Genomic DNA, 15,742 nt, shown 5'->3' with positions numbered 1-15,742 from the left:
GGTGTCGCCGGGTTTCTCTCCCGGCTCGATAGAGGATCCCTCCGATGTGGAACCGTCGTCGTGCTGCTCCGCAGTTGCCGAACCGGCAACCGAAATAGTGGGTGCCTCGGGCACCTGATTCCCTTCTGTCTGGTTCGCGTTGCGGCACACCGGTGGTGGCCGACGCGTCGTCGCACCGCGCCGAGTCGACGTTGTCGTCTCGGCGCGGGCAACGACAGCGAACGTCGTCGAACTCGTAGTAGGTGAGTCTAACCGTGTCGGTGCGTTACCACCCGGACGGCAGGGGGCGCCCTTCGGCAAATCCTGCGGCCGACTGGACCCCGAGGACGGCTCGTTCGGCCAATTCGGGAAGGGAACGTGCCCCGGCATAAGTGCATGTGCTGCGCACACCTGCGCAGATGTGATCGATGAGGTCTTCGACGCCGGGACGATCCGGATCCAGTCGCATCCGGGAACTGGAGATCCCTTCCTCGAACAACGCCTTGCGGGCGCGGTCGAAGGCCCCGTCGGTGGCAGTGCGCGCCGCGACGGCACGCTTGGACGCCATGCCGAAGCTTTCCTTGTATCGGTTGCCCGCCGCGTCGACGCGAAGGTCTCCGGGAGATTCGTAGGTGCCCGCGAACCAGGATCCGATCATGACGTTGGCGGCACCGGCCGCGAGCGCGAGCGCGACGTCGCGAGGATGGCGAACACCGCCGTCGGCCCAGACCGACGCACCGAGTTCGGCTGCGGCAGCCGAACAGTCGGCCACGGCGGAGAACTGCGGCCGACCCACGCCGGTCATCATGCGAGTGGTGCACATGGCCCCGGGGCCGACACCGACCTTGACGATGTCCGCACCCGCCGCCACCAGGTCACGGGTGCCCTGAGCGGAGACGACGTTGCCGGCGGCGAGCGGTACGCCGAGATCGAGCGAACGCACTTCGGCCAACGCTTCGAGCATCTTCTGTTGGTGCCCGTGGGCGGTATCCATCACCAGGACGTCGGCACCGGCCTCGACCAGTGCCGTCGCCTTCTTCGCCACGTCGCCGTTGATGCCGACCGCGGCAGCGATCCGCAGCCGTCCCGACGCGTCGACGGCAGGGGCGTAGATGCCGGTGCGGACGGCACCGGTGTTCGTCACCACACCGGCCAACGAACCGTCGTCCTCGACGACGATCGCGAGCTGGGCGTGGGCGGCCTCCATCATCTCGAAGACCTCTTTGGGTGAGGCGTTGCGGGCCACCCGCACGAAGTCGGTCGCGGCCACCGAGCTGAGCCGAGCGAAGCGATCGACGTCCGCGCAGGCGCTCTCGGTGACGACACCGACGGGCTTGCCGTGCTCGACGATCACGACGGATCCATGAGCGCGCTTGTGCACCAGGGCGAGCGCATCGGAGACCGAGGCGTTGGGGCCGAGAACGACCGGTGTGTCGGCAACGAGATCTCTGCTCTTGACGAATGCGACCGTTTCGGCCACGGCCTCGGTGGGCAGGTCCTGCGGAATGACGGCAATGGCACCGCGTCGTGCGACGGTCTCGGCCATCCGCCGACCCGATACTGCGGTCATGTTCGACACCACGATCGGAATGGTCGTTCCCGACCCGTCGACCGTGCTGAGGTCCACGTCGAAACGAGAAGTGACATCGGTCCGGTTCGGGACGAGGAAGACGTCGTCGTAGGTGAGATCGTAGGGCGGCTGGTGACCATCGAGGAACTGCACGTTGATCGAGACTACCGGTCGGATGGACTTCCTGGGTTCGACGCCCCGTCCCGAGCGGTCGGTTCGGACGCGTTCGCGGCCTGCGTACGCGACAGCAGGACCGTCGTGACGATCATGACGGCCACGGCTACGACGATGACCGTCAGGGCTGCGCCCTCGGTTCTGATTCGCTCGTTCAGGACAGTGACTCCGACGAACGCCGCGCCGAGTGGTTCACAGATCGTCACTGCCGGCATCGACGCCGACAGCGGACCCACCTGGAATGCACGCTGCTGCAGGTAGAAACCGACGACGCCGGATCCGATCAGCGTGTAGGTCTGCCAGGCCGTCAGCGCCTCGACCGGGTTACCGTCGACGAGGTCGGTGACGTTCTTGGTCAGCGCAGCCGCCAGGCCGAACAACAAACCTCCCGCTGCACCGAGCAGTAGTGCCCGAACTCCCGGCGAGGTGAGCAGCAATCCGCCCGCGGCGGCGCAGCCGACAACGACGGCCACCACGATCAATGGAACGAGCCACTGCACGAAAGGGGCGTCGGTATTGCCCTCGCTCGGATCGCCCACCACGATGAAGACGGCAAGTGCCGCGGCCATCGCCACGGCGAGCGCCCAGGTGGTGGCAGGCAGTGTTCTGCCGACCAGCTTTGCCGACATCGGGAGAGCGAACAGCAGTGCTGTCACCAGCAGAGGTTGAACGACCAGCACCGAGCCGACCCACAGCGCCGCGATCTGAACCGCATAGCCACCGCCGTCTCCGAGGACGCCCACCCACCACCGCGGGCTACGCACCAGTGCCGAAACTAGGGATTCACCTTCGGGGACGGACGCGGCCGCGCTCTGTTGCGCGACCGACGCGCAAGCGAACAGGAACGCCGAAATCAGTGCGAGTACGACCGCCGGCCAGGACGCGGTCACCCGCGTCGTCCTCTGCTGCCGCCACCCCGCCGGCTCCCGGTGCCATCGCTCCGCCCACGCCTGCCCGGCGTACCCGTCCGGCCCGCACCGCGCGCAGTTCGGGTGTCGGCCGCAGCACCGCTCGTCGTCGGTACCGGGGCAGGTAGCGGTCGACCGATCGGGGTGCGTGCGCCCGTCGGTCGACGCCACGCGGACTGGTCCAGATCGGTATCGATGACCGTGGCGGCAACGCCGGCCTCGTCGGCCATCGATCGGACGCGATCCAACTGGTCGTCCGTTGCCAGCGTCACGACGGTTCCGCGGGCACCGGCACGTGCAGTGCGTCCGGCGCGGTGCAGGTAATCCTTGAAATCGACCGGGGGATCGACGTGAACGACGAGAGTCACGTCGTCGACATGAACACCGCGGGCTGCCACGTCGGTTGCGATGAGAGCCACGGACGTGCCCTCGCCGAAGGCCGCGAGCGATCGGGTGCGATGCGCCTGAGTCTTGTTGCCGTGCAACGACGATACCGGCACACCCAGTGCGAGGCACTCGTCGGTGAGTCGATCGACGGCATGGGTGGTCCGTAGGAACAGAAGTGTCTTACCGTCGCGGTTGGCAAGTGCGGCAGCGACTTCGGTCTTTCGGGCCGCGTCGATTCGGAAGACGAAATGGGTCATGTCGGGTTCGCTGACGGCTGCCGCAGTGGAGTGCACAGCGGGGTCTTTCAGAAACTTCTCGACCAGCCCGTCGACCTCCCCGTCCAGCGTCGCGGAGAACAGCATCCTCTGACCGTGTTCCGGGGTGACAGCGAGCAGTGAATCGACCTGAGGCAGGAAACCCATGTCCACCATGCGATCTGCCTCGTCGATGACGGTGACCTCGACATGCTCGAGTGTGATCGAGCGTCGCTGGAGGAGATCGATGAGCCGGCCGGGAGTCGCGACCACGATGTCGACTCCGCGCTGAATATCTCGGACGTTGCGTTCGAGCGGAACACCTCCGACGACGCCGACGGTACGAAGTCCGAAGGTGGCACCGTGGATGTCGAGTACTTCACGAATCTGCAGTGCCAGTTCCCGCGTGGGGGCGAGAATCAACCCGCGCGGTGCCGCAGGTGCGCTTCGCTTGCCGGCGAGGTGGACGAGAATCGGCAGTGAGAACGCCAGGGTTTTACCCGAGCCCGTGGGTGCGCGCCCGAGGACGTCCCGTCCGGCAAGGGCATCGGGGATCGCCGCGACCTGAATGGGAAACGGGTCGCGAGCACCTGCATTCCTGAGGGAGTGCACCAGAACGACGGGGAGACCGAGGTCTGCGAACGATCGAGTGGATTGACCCGGCATGGAGCTGACCTTACCGCCGGATCGACGACGCGTTCGACCGTTCTTGTCGGTACCGCACGCAATACTTGCCCTAGAACGTGAGTTCGAATGGCGTTCGAGACGCAATCTCCGCAGGGGCGGTTGCACGGCGAAGGTGGGGGAGTCATGTGCAAGATGTGCCGAGGGTTCGGTGTCGACAATTACATCGATGATGTGAGGGCAACGATCGAGACATTCGGGTGGGCGCTGCAGTACGTGGAATCGGAGGTCGATCGAGACGGCATTCATCCCGCGTTCTGCTACACGGTCGGTCTCACCGACCTGGGCAGTCCCGAAATCGTCGTGACGGGACGCGGGCCACGTGAATCCTCGATGATCCTGAACGCGCTGGGGACTTCGGTGGCGTCGGGGATGTTGGACATCGAATCCGGAATCGGTTGTGCAGCAGCAGGATTCGATCTTCTGGCCATCGACGTACCGGATTGTGCGGACATCCTGTACGTCGCCTCCGACGTGTACGGCACGGGACGCTTCAGCGCCGTACAAGCCGTCTGGAGGGACCTCGAAGGTGCACTGCCGTGGGAGGGAATTCCGTCGACGGTGGTGCAGCCGATACTCGGGCCGGTGCCCTTCTGAGCGAGCGGATACCGATCACACCGGCGGCACCGCACGAAAGTACGCGCGGTGCCACCGGCGAGGGACCGATGTCAGGCTTCGATCTCGGAGCGATCTCCACTCCACAGAGTGTGGAACTTGCCCTCGGAATCGGTGCGCTCGTAGGTGTGCGCACCGAAGAAGTCGCGCTGTCCCTGTGTCAAGGCCGCAGGCAGACGCTCGGCGCGCAGCGCGTCGTAGTACGAGAGCGAGGATGCGAACGCAGGCACCGGGATGCCGAGCGACGCAGCCGTGATGACGACGCGCCGCCAACTGTCGATCGCGTTCTCGATGGCGTCACGGAAGTACGGCGCCAGGATGAGGCTCGGTAGTTCGGCGTTGTCGTCGTACGCGTCCTTGATGCGGTTCAGGAATCGCGCCCGAATGATGCAGCCACCACGCCAGATCGTGGCGAGATCGCCCGGATGCAGATTCCAATCGTATTCGGCGCTACCCGCCGCGATCTGATCGAAGCCCTGTGCGTAGGCGACGATCTTCGACGCGTACAGCGCCCGGCTGATGTCGTGGGTGAACTGCTCGGCATCGGTCGGCTTGTCGGCCAGTGATCCCGATGCGAGGCCGACAGCGGCCTTGCGCTGGGCCCGCGATCCCGACAGAGCCCGTGCGAACACTGCCTCGGCGATCCCGGTCACGGGCACTCCGAGATCGAGTGCCGCCTTGACGGTCCATCGACCGGTGCCCTTCTGCTCGGCAGCATCGACGATCACATCGACCAGTGGCTGCCCGGTCTTCGCGTCGACCTGGCGAAGGACCTCCGCAGTGATCTCGACGAGGTAGCTCTCCAGATCGCCCTTGTTCCACTCGGTGAAGACGTCTGCAACCTGCGCAGGCGAGTACCCGAGCGCGTCGCGAAAGAGGTTGTACGCCTCGCCGATGAGCTGCATATCGGCGTATTCGATGCCGTTGTGCACCATCTTGACGAAGTGGCCGGAGCCGTCGGGCCCGATGTGCGTGCAGCACGGCGTGCCGTCCACCTGCGCAGCGATGGACTCGAGCAACGGTCCCAGTGCCTTGTAGGACTCGGCCGGACCACCCGGCATGATCGACGGGCCGTTGAGCGCGCCCTCTTCGCCGCCGGAAATACCGGCACCGACGAAGAGCAGACCGCGGTCCTTCATGGCCGCCTCGCGGCGGATCGTGTCGGTGTAGAGCGCGTTGCCGCCGTCGATGATGATGTCGCCTTCCTCCATCACACCGGCGAGTTCCTCGATCACCGCATCTGTCGGGTCGCCTGCCTTCACCATGATGAGCACGCGCCGCGGCTTCGCCAACGCGGCCACGAACTCCTCGATGGTCTCGGTACGGATGAAGTTGCCCTCGGTACCGTGCTCGGCGATCAACGCGTCGGTTTTAGCGATACTGCGGTTGTGCAACGCGACAGTGTGCCCGTGGTGGGCGAAGTTACGCGCGATGTTGGAGCCCATGACGGCGAGTCCGGTGACTCCGATCTGAGCCAGTTCTGTCTCTTTTGCTGCTGAGGTCATACAGACAGCTTTCCTTGCCGCGCGATTTCGCGCGAGCCAACCCCCTGGGTCGGGTGCGACGCAGGCCGACACGACGAAAAAGGTGCCGCATTCGCGAAGAATGCGGCACCTCGGGGTTCGAGCGACGAAGCCCGTCGAATCAGGGCTTCGCCTCGAACGATCGATCAGTGGCTGCGTGCAGGCCCGTCGAAACCGTCGTACGAACGACGCTCGGTGCGGCTACGGAACCCACCCGACCGGTTCTCGTCCTGGCGCGGGGCGGATGCGGGACGACGGTTGTCCGAGCCACGGTTGTCCGACCCGCGACCTTCGTAACCGCGACCCTCTGAGCCGCGGTACGAGCTCGAGTCGGAGCGACGCGGGCGGTCACCTTGGTAGCCGCCTTCGCTGCGCGGGTTGGATCCCTGGTAGCCGCCGGTGCGAGGGCTCGATCCCTGGTAGCCGGTGCGGGGACGGTCACCCTGGTAGCCGCCTTCGCTGCGCGGGTTGGATCCCTGGTAGCCGCCGGTGCGAGGGCTCGATCCCTGGTATCCCGTGCGGGGACGGTCACCCTGGTAGCCGCCTTCGCTGCGCGGGTTGGAACCCTGGTAGCCACCGCTGCGGGGGTTGGATCCCTGGTAGCCACCGGTGCGCGGGCGGCTGTTGCGATCACGCGGGGTGGATTCGGCACGCAACGGCTCACCGGTCGGCTTCTTGGCTCCGGTGATGCTGTTGAGTTCGGCCGAACCGGGGGAGACGTTGACCGCGGTGGCCTTGACGCCGGCCATCCCGGTCAAACGCAGAACCTGACGACGCTGATTGGGGAGCACGATCGCGACGACGGTGCCCTTTTCTCCGGCGCGTGCCGTGCGGCCGGCGCGGTGCAGGTAGTCCTTGTGGTCAGCGGGCGGATCGACGTGTACGACCAGGTCGATTCCGTCGACGTGAATTCCGCGGGCCGCGACGTCGGTGGCCACGAGCACAGGGGTACGACCGTTCTTGAATCGCTCGAGCACTCGGGTGCGCTGGTTCTGTGCCTTGCCGCCGTGCAGCGACTCTGCAGCGATGCCGAGGGCGCGCAGGCGATCGGTGATGCCGTCGCAGCCCAGCTTGGTGCGTGCGAACATGATGGTGCGGCCGCCTTCACGGGCACCGATCTCCGAGAGCACCAGATCCTTCTGGCCGCGGTCGACCATGAGGACGTAGTGGTCCATGGTTCGGACGCTGGCCTTGCCGTCCTGGGTGGAGTGCTCGACGTGGTCGGGCAGGAACTGGCGAACCAGTGACTGGACCTCGCGGTCGAGGGTGGCCGAGAACAGCATCCGCTGGCCGTCTGCGGGTGTATCGGCGAGTACGGCGCGCACCTCGGGCAGGAAGCCCATGTCGGCCATCTGATCGGCCTCGTCGAGTGCGGTGATCTCGATGGAGTCGAGGATGCAGGTGCCCTGACGCAGGTGATCTGCCAGTCGTCCCGGAGTGGCGACCAGTACGTCGACTCCGCGGCGAAGCTGCTCGACCTGCTTGTTGAACGGGGTTCCGCCGACAGCAGGCATGACCCGGAGGCCCTGTGCGTTGGCGTAGGGAGCGAGCGACTCGACAACCTGGAACGCGAGTTCGCGGGTGGGAACCAGTACGAGCGAACGCGGGCGCTTGGCGGCCGGTCGATCGGTGTGCAGCGACAGGCGCTGCAGGATCGGCAGGCCGAAGGCGAGGGTCTTGCCCGAACCTGTCTGCGCGCGACCGAGGACGTTCTTGCCGGCGATGGCGTCGGGAAGCGCCTTTTCCTGGATGGGGGACGGCACGGTGATCGAGTTACGAGCGAGAGCCGCGACGACTGCCTCGGGCAGACCGAGCTCGGCGAATGTGAACGCCGGTGCCGCTGCGGGCGTCGGTACGGCCGTCGAGTCGGACTCGGGGGAAACGGTGGTATTGGAAACAGCGTTGGTCACGCAGTAAAGCCTCTCCGGATTGCGGGCACGCCAATAAGCCCGAAGCTGAGAGACCCGACGAGAAGGGAAACACGAAAAACAGCCAGAACACATTGATACGAGCCAGGGCACTGTCACCTGGCCATCGGTACGCAGGTCGAACCTGCATAAAGTGGGGCTGTTTGTGCCATTTCGATTGCTTGGTCGCGATGGCGACCGAGTTCTACTGTACGGGACGTACCGCCATTTGTTCACCCGGATGGGTGTGACCTGCGTGACCCCCCTGACGTGGCGGCGCTCGATCAGCCGAGGAGTTTGCTCAGCTCTTCGAGCCACGGCATCGCGACGTAGATGGTCGGCAGCACGAGTATGACGACGGCGGCCAGATATGCCACAGCGGCGACCCGGACGTCGCTGCCCGGCCCGCTCAACCGCTGGACGCGAATGAGTGTGTGCGGTCCGCCGGCTGCCATGGCACCCCGCGGTGCGGTGGATCCGGCACACGTCACGAGTGCGCGCGCGAGAGGGGTGGGTCCGGTGACCTTGACCGCCGTGTCATCGGCCAGCAGTTCGACCAACAACTGAACGCTGCTCAGGGCGGACTTGCTACGAACAATTCTGGGGAACGCCTCGTTGACCGCGGTGAACGCTTCCAGCACGAGGTCGTGCCGGGATCGTAGGTGTGATCGCTCGTGGCTGAGGATCGCGGTCACTTCCGCTTCGGAGAGGCTGGCAAGCGTTCCGCGGCTCAGCACCACCCGCTGCCGTAGTCCGGGCAGGCAATACGCAATCGGTTCCGCCGCGTCCAGAACCCGGATGTCTGCATCACGCAGGCCCCTGAACGGATTGTCGCTCTTGTCGGTCCGGTCGAGCAGATCGACCAACATGCGATGACGGGAGCGGCGACGGCGGGTACGCACCGCCACCTGAGCCACCGAGAACATCAGTTTCGCTCCGATGCCCAGAGTGATCGCGAGCACCACCACGTACAAGGTCCACAGAGGCAGGCCCAAGGCGTCGATCTCGTCGGTCGGAGCCGTGGTCGGACGGCCGTCGGGGCCCGGCACGAGCAGCAATCCGCCGATTGCGAGGCCGGAACTGAAGGCCGACAACACGGCCGCGAGGGCGATGGCCTGCCACAGCACCAGAGCAGCGCGAGGCGACCGGTACGGCCAGCTCGCGCGGGCGAGCATCGCCGGCACAGGTCCAGCCAGGATCAGCGCGAGTATCGCGAATACCAGCGCAGTGGTGGAGTTCATGTCCTCACTTACTACGAGGAGCCTCAGTCCGTCGGACGGCCTTCTGCAGCAGAAGGTGACTCTGTCGTCGATTGTGCCACTTCCAGCGCCGCGAGTGCTTCACGGAGGGCGGCGGCCTCATCTGCTCCGACCTGCCCGACGAAGTGCACGAGGGCAGCTGCACGACCGCCGGAGGCGGGGGCCTGGGACAACGCGTCGACCATCAGGCTCGCGACCAACTCGTCGCGACCATGGACCGGGGCGTAGCGGTGAGCTCGGTCGTCGCGCTGCTGGACGACCAAACTTTTCTTCGCCAGACGCTGCAGGACCGTCATCACGGTCGTGTACGCGAGTTCACGATGAGTCGCAAGGGCCTCGTGGACCTGACGAACGGTCTGCGGCTCCGTCGATTCCCACAGATGGTCCATTACTGCGCGTTCCAATTCACCAAGGCCAGCCATTCCTCCGAGTCTACGGCCAGTCCGACGCGGATGCGTACTACTCGTAGTAGTAACTACCGTCCGAGTGCTGTGGTCTCGGTCATAGCCGCGGTCGAGTGGCGTCGGCGGGTCGTGACTGTGAGCGGGTCCGTGGGCATACTCTGTCGTGAGTTGGTGCCGCTGGGCCGAGTCGGAAAGATGAGTGGAGACCTCGCGTGAAGTGGTTCGATTCACTGTCGTTGCTCGATGGGCCACTGCCGGTGATCGTGTCCGTGCTCGGCGCCGCCGGCGGACTGTGGTTGCTGGTCTCGAGGTCGCGTCGGTACGCCAGGCGTGCGCTGCCGATCGCTGCCACCGCGGCGATCGTCGTCACGGCCATCGGTTACGTAGTGGTCGAAAAAGTATGGCGTCCGTTCCCCGATCCGATCGACATGTCGATCTACGTGTGGATCGGGGTGGGTGTGGCTGCCCTGTTCGCACTCGTACCACGGTCGATCGCTGCCCGCGGCGTGGTCGGCACAGTGGTGTCGGTGCTGGCGGCGGTACTCGTGGTGGCAACGTCTGCTCTGCACGTCAACCTCGAATTCGATGCGTATCCGACCGTGGGAAATGCGCTCGGTGTCGAGTCGGCCGAGCGCATAGCGTTCTCGGACGTGCCGCCTCCGGTCTCCGACACCGTCACCGGCACGCCCCTGGAAGCTGCCTGGTCCGCACCTGCCGACCTGCCTTCCGCCGGCCGCGTCACCTCCGCCACCATTCCTGCCACCGCGTCGAACTTCACGGCGCGAGACGCCCAGATCTACCTACCGCCGGCCTACTTCGCCGATCCCCGTCCGCTCCTTCCTGTCCTCGTACTGCTCGCCGGCCAGCCCGGCGCACCCGAAGACTGGTTCAACGGGGGCAAGCTCGCCGAGACCATGGACAACTTCGCGCGTGATCATGCCGGTCTGGCACCGGTGGTGGTCGTGGCCGACGGCACCGGCTCGTCGATCGCCAATCCGCTCTGCGTGGATTCGACACTCGGCAACGCGGCCACGTACCTCGCACGTGACGTTCCCGATTGGATCGACAACTCCCTGCAGGTGGATCGCAACCGTGCTCATTGGGCGATCGGCGGATTGTCCTACGGCGGAACGTGCTCGATACAGATGGCCACCAATCATCCCGAGGTCTATCCCACGTTTCTCGACCTGTCGGGTCAGCGCGAGCCGACCCTCGGCGATCGAGATCGAACCGTGCAGCAGGCGTTCGGCGGCAACGCCGCAGCGTTCACCGCGATCAACCCTCTCGACCTGCTGAAATCGCGTCGATACCCGGACTCTGCCGGTATTTTCGTCGTGGGGTCCGAGGACAAGGATTACCAACCGGGCCAGCAGGAGATGTACGACGCGGCGAAGGCCGCTGGAATGGATGTGCAGTACGTGGAGGTACCAGGGGGACACAGCTTCGCGGTGTGGTCCGAAGGCTTACGTCGAGAACTGCCGTGGCTGGCTACGAGAACAGGACTGACGGCGTGAACACCGACGAGTCGGGGAGTTCGACGGAAGCGATCGATGCTGCGGCACCGACGTGGATGTCCGAGAAGGTGGCCGTCGTGAGATCCGCCGCCTCGGCGACGATGCGGCAGTCGCGGCGATTGTGGTCGCTGATCCTGTTCGGTGCCGTGGGTGCCCCGGTCAGCTTCACCCTGCTCGCCGTGGTCTGGCTTTCGGGGATGTATGCCGTCGTGTCGGACGGCCATGGTCAGGTCGACAGGTACTTCGCGGTAGGCATCGTCCCGTTCGAGCACTGGCATCTCTGGACGCCGCTGACATCTGGTCTGGCAGCGCCGAATATTGCGGGCTGCGTGGTGGCGACCGTTGCGGTGCTCCTCGCTGCTGCCCCGATCGAACGTCGTATCGGTTCCCGTCGGTTCGCGGTAGCCGCATTCGTGACGCAGGTTGCGGGGTCGTTGTTCGGGCTGGGCCTGGCCGTGCTGGCGAAGACCGTCGACGAGGATTGGGGTTTCCGCCTCCACGTAGGTACGGCCGTGGGCCCGACGACATGGGTCTGTGGCGTTGTGCTGGTTGCCACGTCGCGGATGGACACGCTGTGGCGCAGGCGGATTCGCGTCGGACTGCTGACCCTTCTGGTGACCCTGGCCTTGTTCGGCGGTCATCTGCAGGACGTCGTTCGGTTGGCGGCAGCGGTGATCGGTCTGATCGTGGGCCCGTGGATCGTCGGCCGGTCGGCGCGCGGTCCGAGATTGGCGGGAACGCAGCGTGAAGGACGTGTCCTGGTCGCGCTGATCGTCGCCGCCAGTGCCCTGGGTCCGGTGCTGGCGGCCTTGAGCCCCAATGCTGTGGGGCCGTTCGCGGTGCTTCGCGACGTGGTTCGCGGTGTGCCGTACACAGCTGCCGAGGTTCGTGAGATCTGCGCCGATGCCACGACCGATCCGGTGGAATGCCGCCGCGGGCTGCTCGACCTCAGGCTGGGCGGAGTCGGACCGACGATCCTGAGTATCATGCCGTCGCTGTTCCTGTTGGTGGTCAGTGACGGTTTGCGCCGCGGTCGACGGTTCGCGTGGGCGATGGCAGTGATCTCGCAGGTGGTTCTGCTCGCGCTGTCGGTGGCGAACTACGCCATCCGATTCCTCGAAGCCGGTGACGACGAATCGTTGTTCTACGGGCTGGAATCTCCCACGGCCTACCGCACTGCCGTGCCCTTCCTTCTGCCCCTGATCGTCCTGCTGGTCCTGATCGTCACTCGGAAGTTCTTCGACGTGTCGGCACCGGCTGGCACGTACCGACGCTGGGCCGCGTCCGTCGTGGCCGCCGTAGTAGGACTCGGCCTGATCTACTCGATCGGTGGCTATCTCGGTCGCGGCGGTTTCGCCGACTCGCCGTCCTTCGGCGGATTGCTGGTCGATTTCCCGCAGAGGCTGGTTCCGCCGGTCTATCTGCAGTGGCTCGAGCCCGCCCTTCTACCCCAGAGCACCCCGACCACCTTGCTGTTCGAGTGGACCGGCGTCGTGTTCTGGGTCGTGGTGTGTGCGCTCACGATCAGCACCTTCCTCACACCGGTGTACGGCCCGGAGACCGATGCCACCGAACGGGCTCGCAGCGTGCTGATGTCGAGCAGCGGCTCGGCGCTGTCGTGGATGACGACCTGGCGCGGGAACAAGTACTGGTTCAGCGCCGACGGCCGCAGCTACGTGGCGTATCGCGTCATTTCCGGCGTGGCTTTGACCACCGGTGACCCTGTCGGGCCGCGAGCATCGTTGCGAGACAACGTCGTCGAGTTTGCCGAGTTCGCGTCGAAGAACGGGTGGATTCCGTGTTTCTACTCCGTCACCCCGGCCGTCCGGCGTATCACCGATTCTCTGGGATGGGGCGGTATCCAGGTCGGTGAGGAGACCGTGCTCGATCTGGACGGGATCGCGTTCACCGGCAAGCGGTTCCAGGATGTTCGTACTGCGCTCAATCGAGCGAAGAAGGCAGGCGTCGTCGCGGAGTGGATTCGGTTTCCCACCGCTCCACTGGCCATCACCGATCAGATCACCGCGATATCCGAGGAGTGGGTGGCAGACAAGGGGATGCCGGAGATGGGCTTCACCCTCGGCGGTCTCGAGGAGGTCGACGACGAGAACGTGCGATGCCTGATTGCCGTCGACGAACATCGAACCGTGCACGGGGTCACGTCGTGGATGCCCGTCTACGAGGACGGCGTCATCGTCGGTTGGACGCTCGATTTCATGCGGAGACGGTCGGAAGGTTTTCGGCCGACAATGGAGTTTCTCATCGCCTCTGCCGCCCTGCTCCTCGAGCAGGAGGGGGCCAGGTTCCTGAGCCTGTCCGGTGCACCTCTGGCCAAAGTCGACGAGAAGCAGCCCGAGCACGTGTCCAGCGTCGAGCAGTCGACGCTGTCCGGCTTGCTCGAACGGTTGCTCGATGTACTCGGGCGCACACTCGAACCTGTCTACGGGTTCCGGTCTCTGCTGGCATTCAAATCCAAATTCCAGCCGCGCTACGAGCCGATGCACATGACGTTCGCCGATCCTGCCGCCCTGCCCAGTATCGGCAACGCAATCGGCCGGGCCTACCTGCCCGACGTGTCCATCGGTCAGGGCTTCAAGCTCGTCCGAACGATGATCGAGCGGTGACGGTCTGCGCTAGACGGCCCGCGAGTCCGGAGTCCCGGAACGCCTGTCCGATTTCACCGGACCACCGACCGACCCGTACACGTGGCGAGTTCCGATCGGAACGATCAGCGGGCGATCCGACATGGGATCGTCGATCACGGCTGCCTCGAGTCCGAACACGTCGAGCAGTAGTTCCTCCGAGATGACGTCCTGAGGGCGACCGGACGTGACGATGGTTCCTTGCTTCATGACGATCAACTGGTCGCTGTATCGCAGTGCGAGGTTGAGATCGTGCAACACCATGACGATGGTGCGGCCGAGCTCCTCGTGCAGGCGATCGACGAGGTCGAGTACCTCGATGGAGTGGGCGAGGTCGAGGTAGGTGGTCGGCTCGTCCAACAGCAGGATGTCGGTGCCTTGCGCCAGTGCCATCGAGATCCAGGCGCGTTGCCGTTGACCACCGGACAGCTCGTCGACGGGACGGTCGGCGAGGTCGCCGACGCCGGTGAGTTCGAGTGCGTTGGCCACTTCTGCCTCGTCGTCCGAGCTCCACTGCCTGATCCACGACTGATGGGGGTGACGACCGCGCGAGACCAGATCGGCGACGGTCAGTCCTTCCGGAGCAGTAGGTGCCTGCGGCAGCATGCCCAGGGTTCGGGCAACCTCTTTGGTCTTCATCGAGGAGATCGCCCGGCCGTCGAGCATCACGCTTCCGGCCTTGGGCTTGAGCAGGCGTCCGAGCGATCGCAACAGGGTCGACTTGCCGCAGCCGTTCGGGCCGATGACGGTGGTGATCACTCCGGTGTGAATCGCGAGGTCGAGGTGCTCGATGATGGTCCGGTCGCCGTAACCGAGGCTGAGATCGTCTGCGACCAAACGCGAGGCGTGGCTGATTGTCATACGGAAGCCTTTCGATTACTGCGCACGAGAAGGTACAGAAGGAACGGTCCACCGAGTGCCGAGGTGACGATGCCGACCGGCAGTTCCACCGGCAGGATCGTCCGCGCGATGAGATCACTCGCCACTACCAGCAGTCCGCCCAGTAGTGCCGAGGCGATGATCGGCGGTCCCGGGGTTCGAAGGAGCCGTACCGCGATCTGCGGGGCTGCCAGTGCGACGAACGCGATCGGTCCGGCTGCAGCCGTGGCAACGGCAGCGAGTGCGACGGCGGCGAGCAACATCACGGCTTGGCTGTGCTGCAACCGCACTCCGAGCGATCGTGCATTGTCGTCACCCAGACGCAGTGCTCCCAGCGTGAACGTCGACACGATGGTTGCGCCCCCGACGATGACGACGGCGACTGCGACCGGCCACACCGTCGACCAGTTGGCTCCGTTGAGAGAACCGTTGAGCCAGACCTGCGCGCGCGACACGTCGTTGATGTCGGCGCTGATCAGCAACCACCCGATGACGGCCGTGAGCATGGCGTTGACGGCGATTCCCACCAGAATGAAGCGAAAGCCGTCGACGCCTTTCCGCCAGGCGAGTGAGTAGATCGCTATTGCGGTGAGTACTCCGCCGATCAGCGCTGCCAGTGGCAGCCCGAGGGTGGCGAGCAGACCGCTGAAGGTACCGCCGCCGCCCAGGACGATCAGCGCGACGGCTGCAGCACTGGCACCGGCGGTGATGCCGAGAATATCGGGACTGGCGAGTGCGTTTCGAGAGATGGATTGCGTGATCGCACCGGAAATTCCCAGGGCCGCTCCGACGAGCAAGCCCGTCAACGATCGGGGCAGGCGCAGGTCCATGACGATGAACCGTTCGATCCGCGTTCCGCCGCCGAGCAGGACGTCGAGCACCTGGGGGATCGACAGCGGAAAGTCGCCGCGGCCGATGTTGACACACATGACCAGCATCAAGGCGGCAGCCACGAGGAGGGTGGTGACGACCATCAGTGGACGGCGGACGAGGGACACCCGCCCCAGGCGAACGGCGGGCCGTGCGGGCACGGTGCCGGGACC

12 protein-coding genes are annotated in these 15,742 nt (G+C 65.4%); 3 read left to right on the top strand and 9 right to left on the bottom strand.

What is annotated here, in order from left to right:
• Positions 1-265: 265 nt before the first annotated feature.
• The 3 genes from CH266_RS13825 to CH266_RS13815 are packed head-to-tail and all read right to left on the bottom strand — an operon-like array spanning position 266 to position 3,938.
• Entirely contained in the window at positions 266-1,702 is a 1,437-nt protein-coding gene (locus tag CH266_RS13825) for a GuaB1 family IMP dehydrogenase-related protein (protein WP_032366171.1), read from the bottom strand.
• Between the two features lie 11 nt (positions 1,703-1,713).
• Positions 1,714-2,613, bottom strand: a complete 900-nt coding sequence (locus tag CH266_RS13820) for a DMT family transporter (RefSeq protein ID WP_032388364.1) — start codon at positions 2,611-2,613, stop codon at positions 1,714-1,716.
• Complete coding sequence (locus CH266_RS13815; protein WP_032370572.1) at positions 2,610-3,938, bottom strand: DEAD/DEAH box helicase; 1,329 nt, start codon at positions 3,936-3,938, stop codon at positions 2,610-2,612. The genes CH266_RS13820 and CH266_RS13815 overlap by 4 nt, the downstream gene beginning before the upstream one ends.
• A gap of 87 nt (positions 3,939-4,025) precedes the next feature.
• Between CH266_RS13815 and CH266_RS13810 the strand changes: the two genes are divergently transcribed.
• On the top strand, positions 4,026-4,553 hold the full coding sequence (locus CH266_RS13810) for a DUF4262 domain-containing protein (protein ID WP_052060886.1): 528 nt from the start codon (positions 4,026-4,028) through the stop codon (positions 4,551-4,553).
• Between the two features lie 71 nt (positions 4,554-4,624).
• Here the strand turns inward: CH266_RS13810 and gndA are convergent, their stop codons facing one another.
• The 4 genes from gndA to CH266_RS13790 form a co-directional block, all read right to left on the bottom strand.
• Complete coding sequence (gndA, locus tag CH266_RS13805) at positions 4,625-6,076, bottom strand: NADP-dependent phosphogluconate dehydrogenase (protein WP_032388365.1); 1,452 nt, start codon at positions 6,074-6,076, stop codon at positions 4,625-4,627.
• 164 nt (positions 6,077-6,240) lie between these two features.
• The gene (locus CH266_RS13800; RefSeq protein ID WP_032370571.1) at positions 6,241-8,004 is read right to left on the bottom strand and encodes a DEAD/DEAH box helicase; all 1,764 of its coding nucleotides are present in this window, start codon (positions 8,002-8,004) and stop codon (positions 6,241-6,243) included.
• A 281-nt stretch (positions 8,005-8,285) separates the two neighbouring features.
• Positions 8,286-9,242: a M56 family metallopeptidase gene (locus tag CH266_RS13795; protein ID WP_032370570.1), complete on the bottom strand. Its 957-nt coding sequence runs from the start codon at positions 9,240-9,242 to the stop codon at positions 8,286-8,288.
• 23 nt (positions 9,243-9,265) lie between these two features.
• A complete protein-coding gene (locus tag CH266_RS13790; RefSeq protein ID WP_032366177.1) occupies positions 9,266-9,682 on the bottom strand; it encodes a BlaI/MecI/CopY family transcriptional regulator in 417 nt (138 codons plus the stop codon).
• Positions 9,683-9,876: 194 nt separating this feature from the next.
• Here CH266_RS13790 and CH266_RS13785 point away from each other — a divergent pair, with 194 nt between their 5' ends.
• Both CH266_RS13785 and CH266_RS13780 read left to right on the top strand, forming a co-directional pair.
• The gene (locus CH266_RS13785; RefSeq protein WP_094715443.1) at positions 9,877-11,178 is read left to right on the top strand and encodes an alpha/beta hydrolase; all 1,302 of its coding nucleotides are present in this window, start codon (positions 9,877-9,879) and stop codon (positions 11,176-11,178) included.
• Between the two features lie 101 nt (positions 11,179-11,279).
• Positions 11,280-13,802 (top strand): bifunctional lysylphosphatidylglycerol flippase/synthetase MprF, encoded by a 2,523-nt coding sequence (locus CH266_RS13780; protein ID WP_094715538.1) that lies wholly within the window; start codon positions 11,280-11,282, stop codon positions 13,800-13,802.
• Positions 13,803-13,811: 9 nt separating this feature from the next.
• Here CH266_RS13780 and CH266_RS13775 read toward each other — a convergent pair whose 3' ends face one another.
• Positions 13,812-14,681: an ABC transporter ATP-binding protein gene (locus CH266_RS13775; RefSeq protein ID WP_027497146.1), complete on the bottom strand. Its 870-nt coding sequence runs from the start codon at positions 14,679-14,681 to the stop codon at positions 13,812-13,814.
• Positions 14,678-15,730, bottom strand: a complete 1,053-nt coding sequence (locus CH266_RS13770; RefSeq protein WP_176457095.1) for an iron chelate uptake ABC transporter family permease subunit — start codon at positions 15,728-15,730, stop codon at positions 14,678-14,680. Before CH266_RS13770 ends, CH266_RS13775 begins: the two co-directional genes overlap by 4 nt.
• Positions 15,731-15,742 lie beyond the last annotated feature (12 nt).

The organism is Rhodococcus sp. 06-1474-1B, from assembly GCF_002258885.1.
In the GTDB taxonomy this organism is placed as follows: domain Bacteria; phylum Actinomycetota; class Actinomycetes; order Mycobacteriales; family Mycobacteriaceae; genus Rhodococcoides; species Rhodococcoides fascians.
This window is presented reverse-complemented; position numbering and strand designations above follow the sequence as displayed.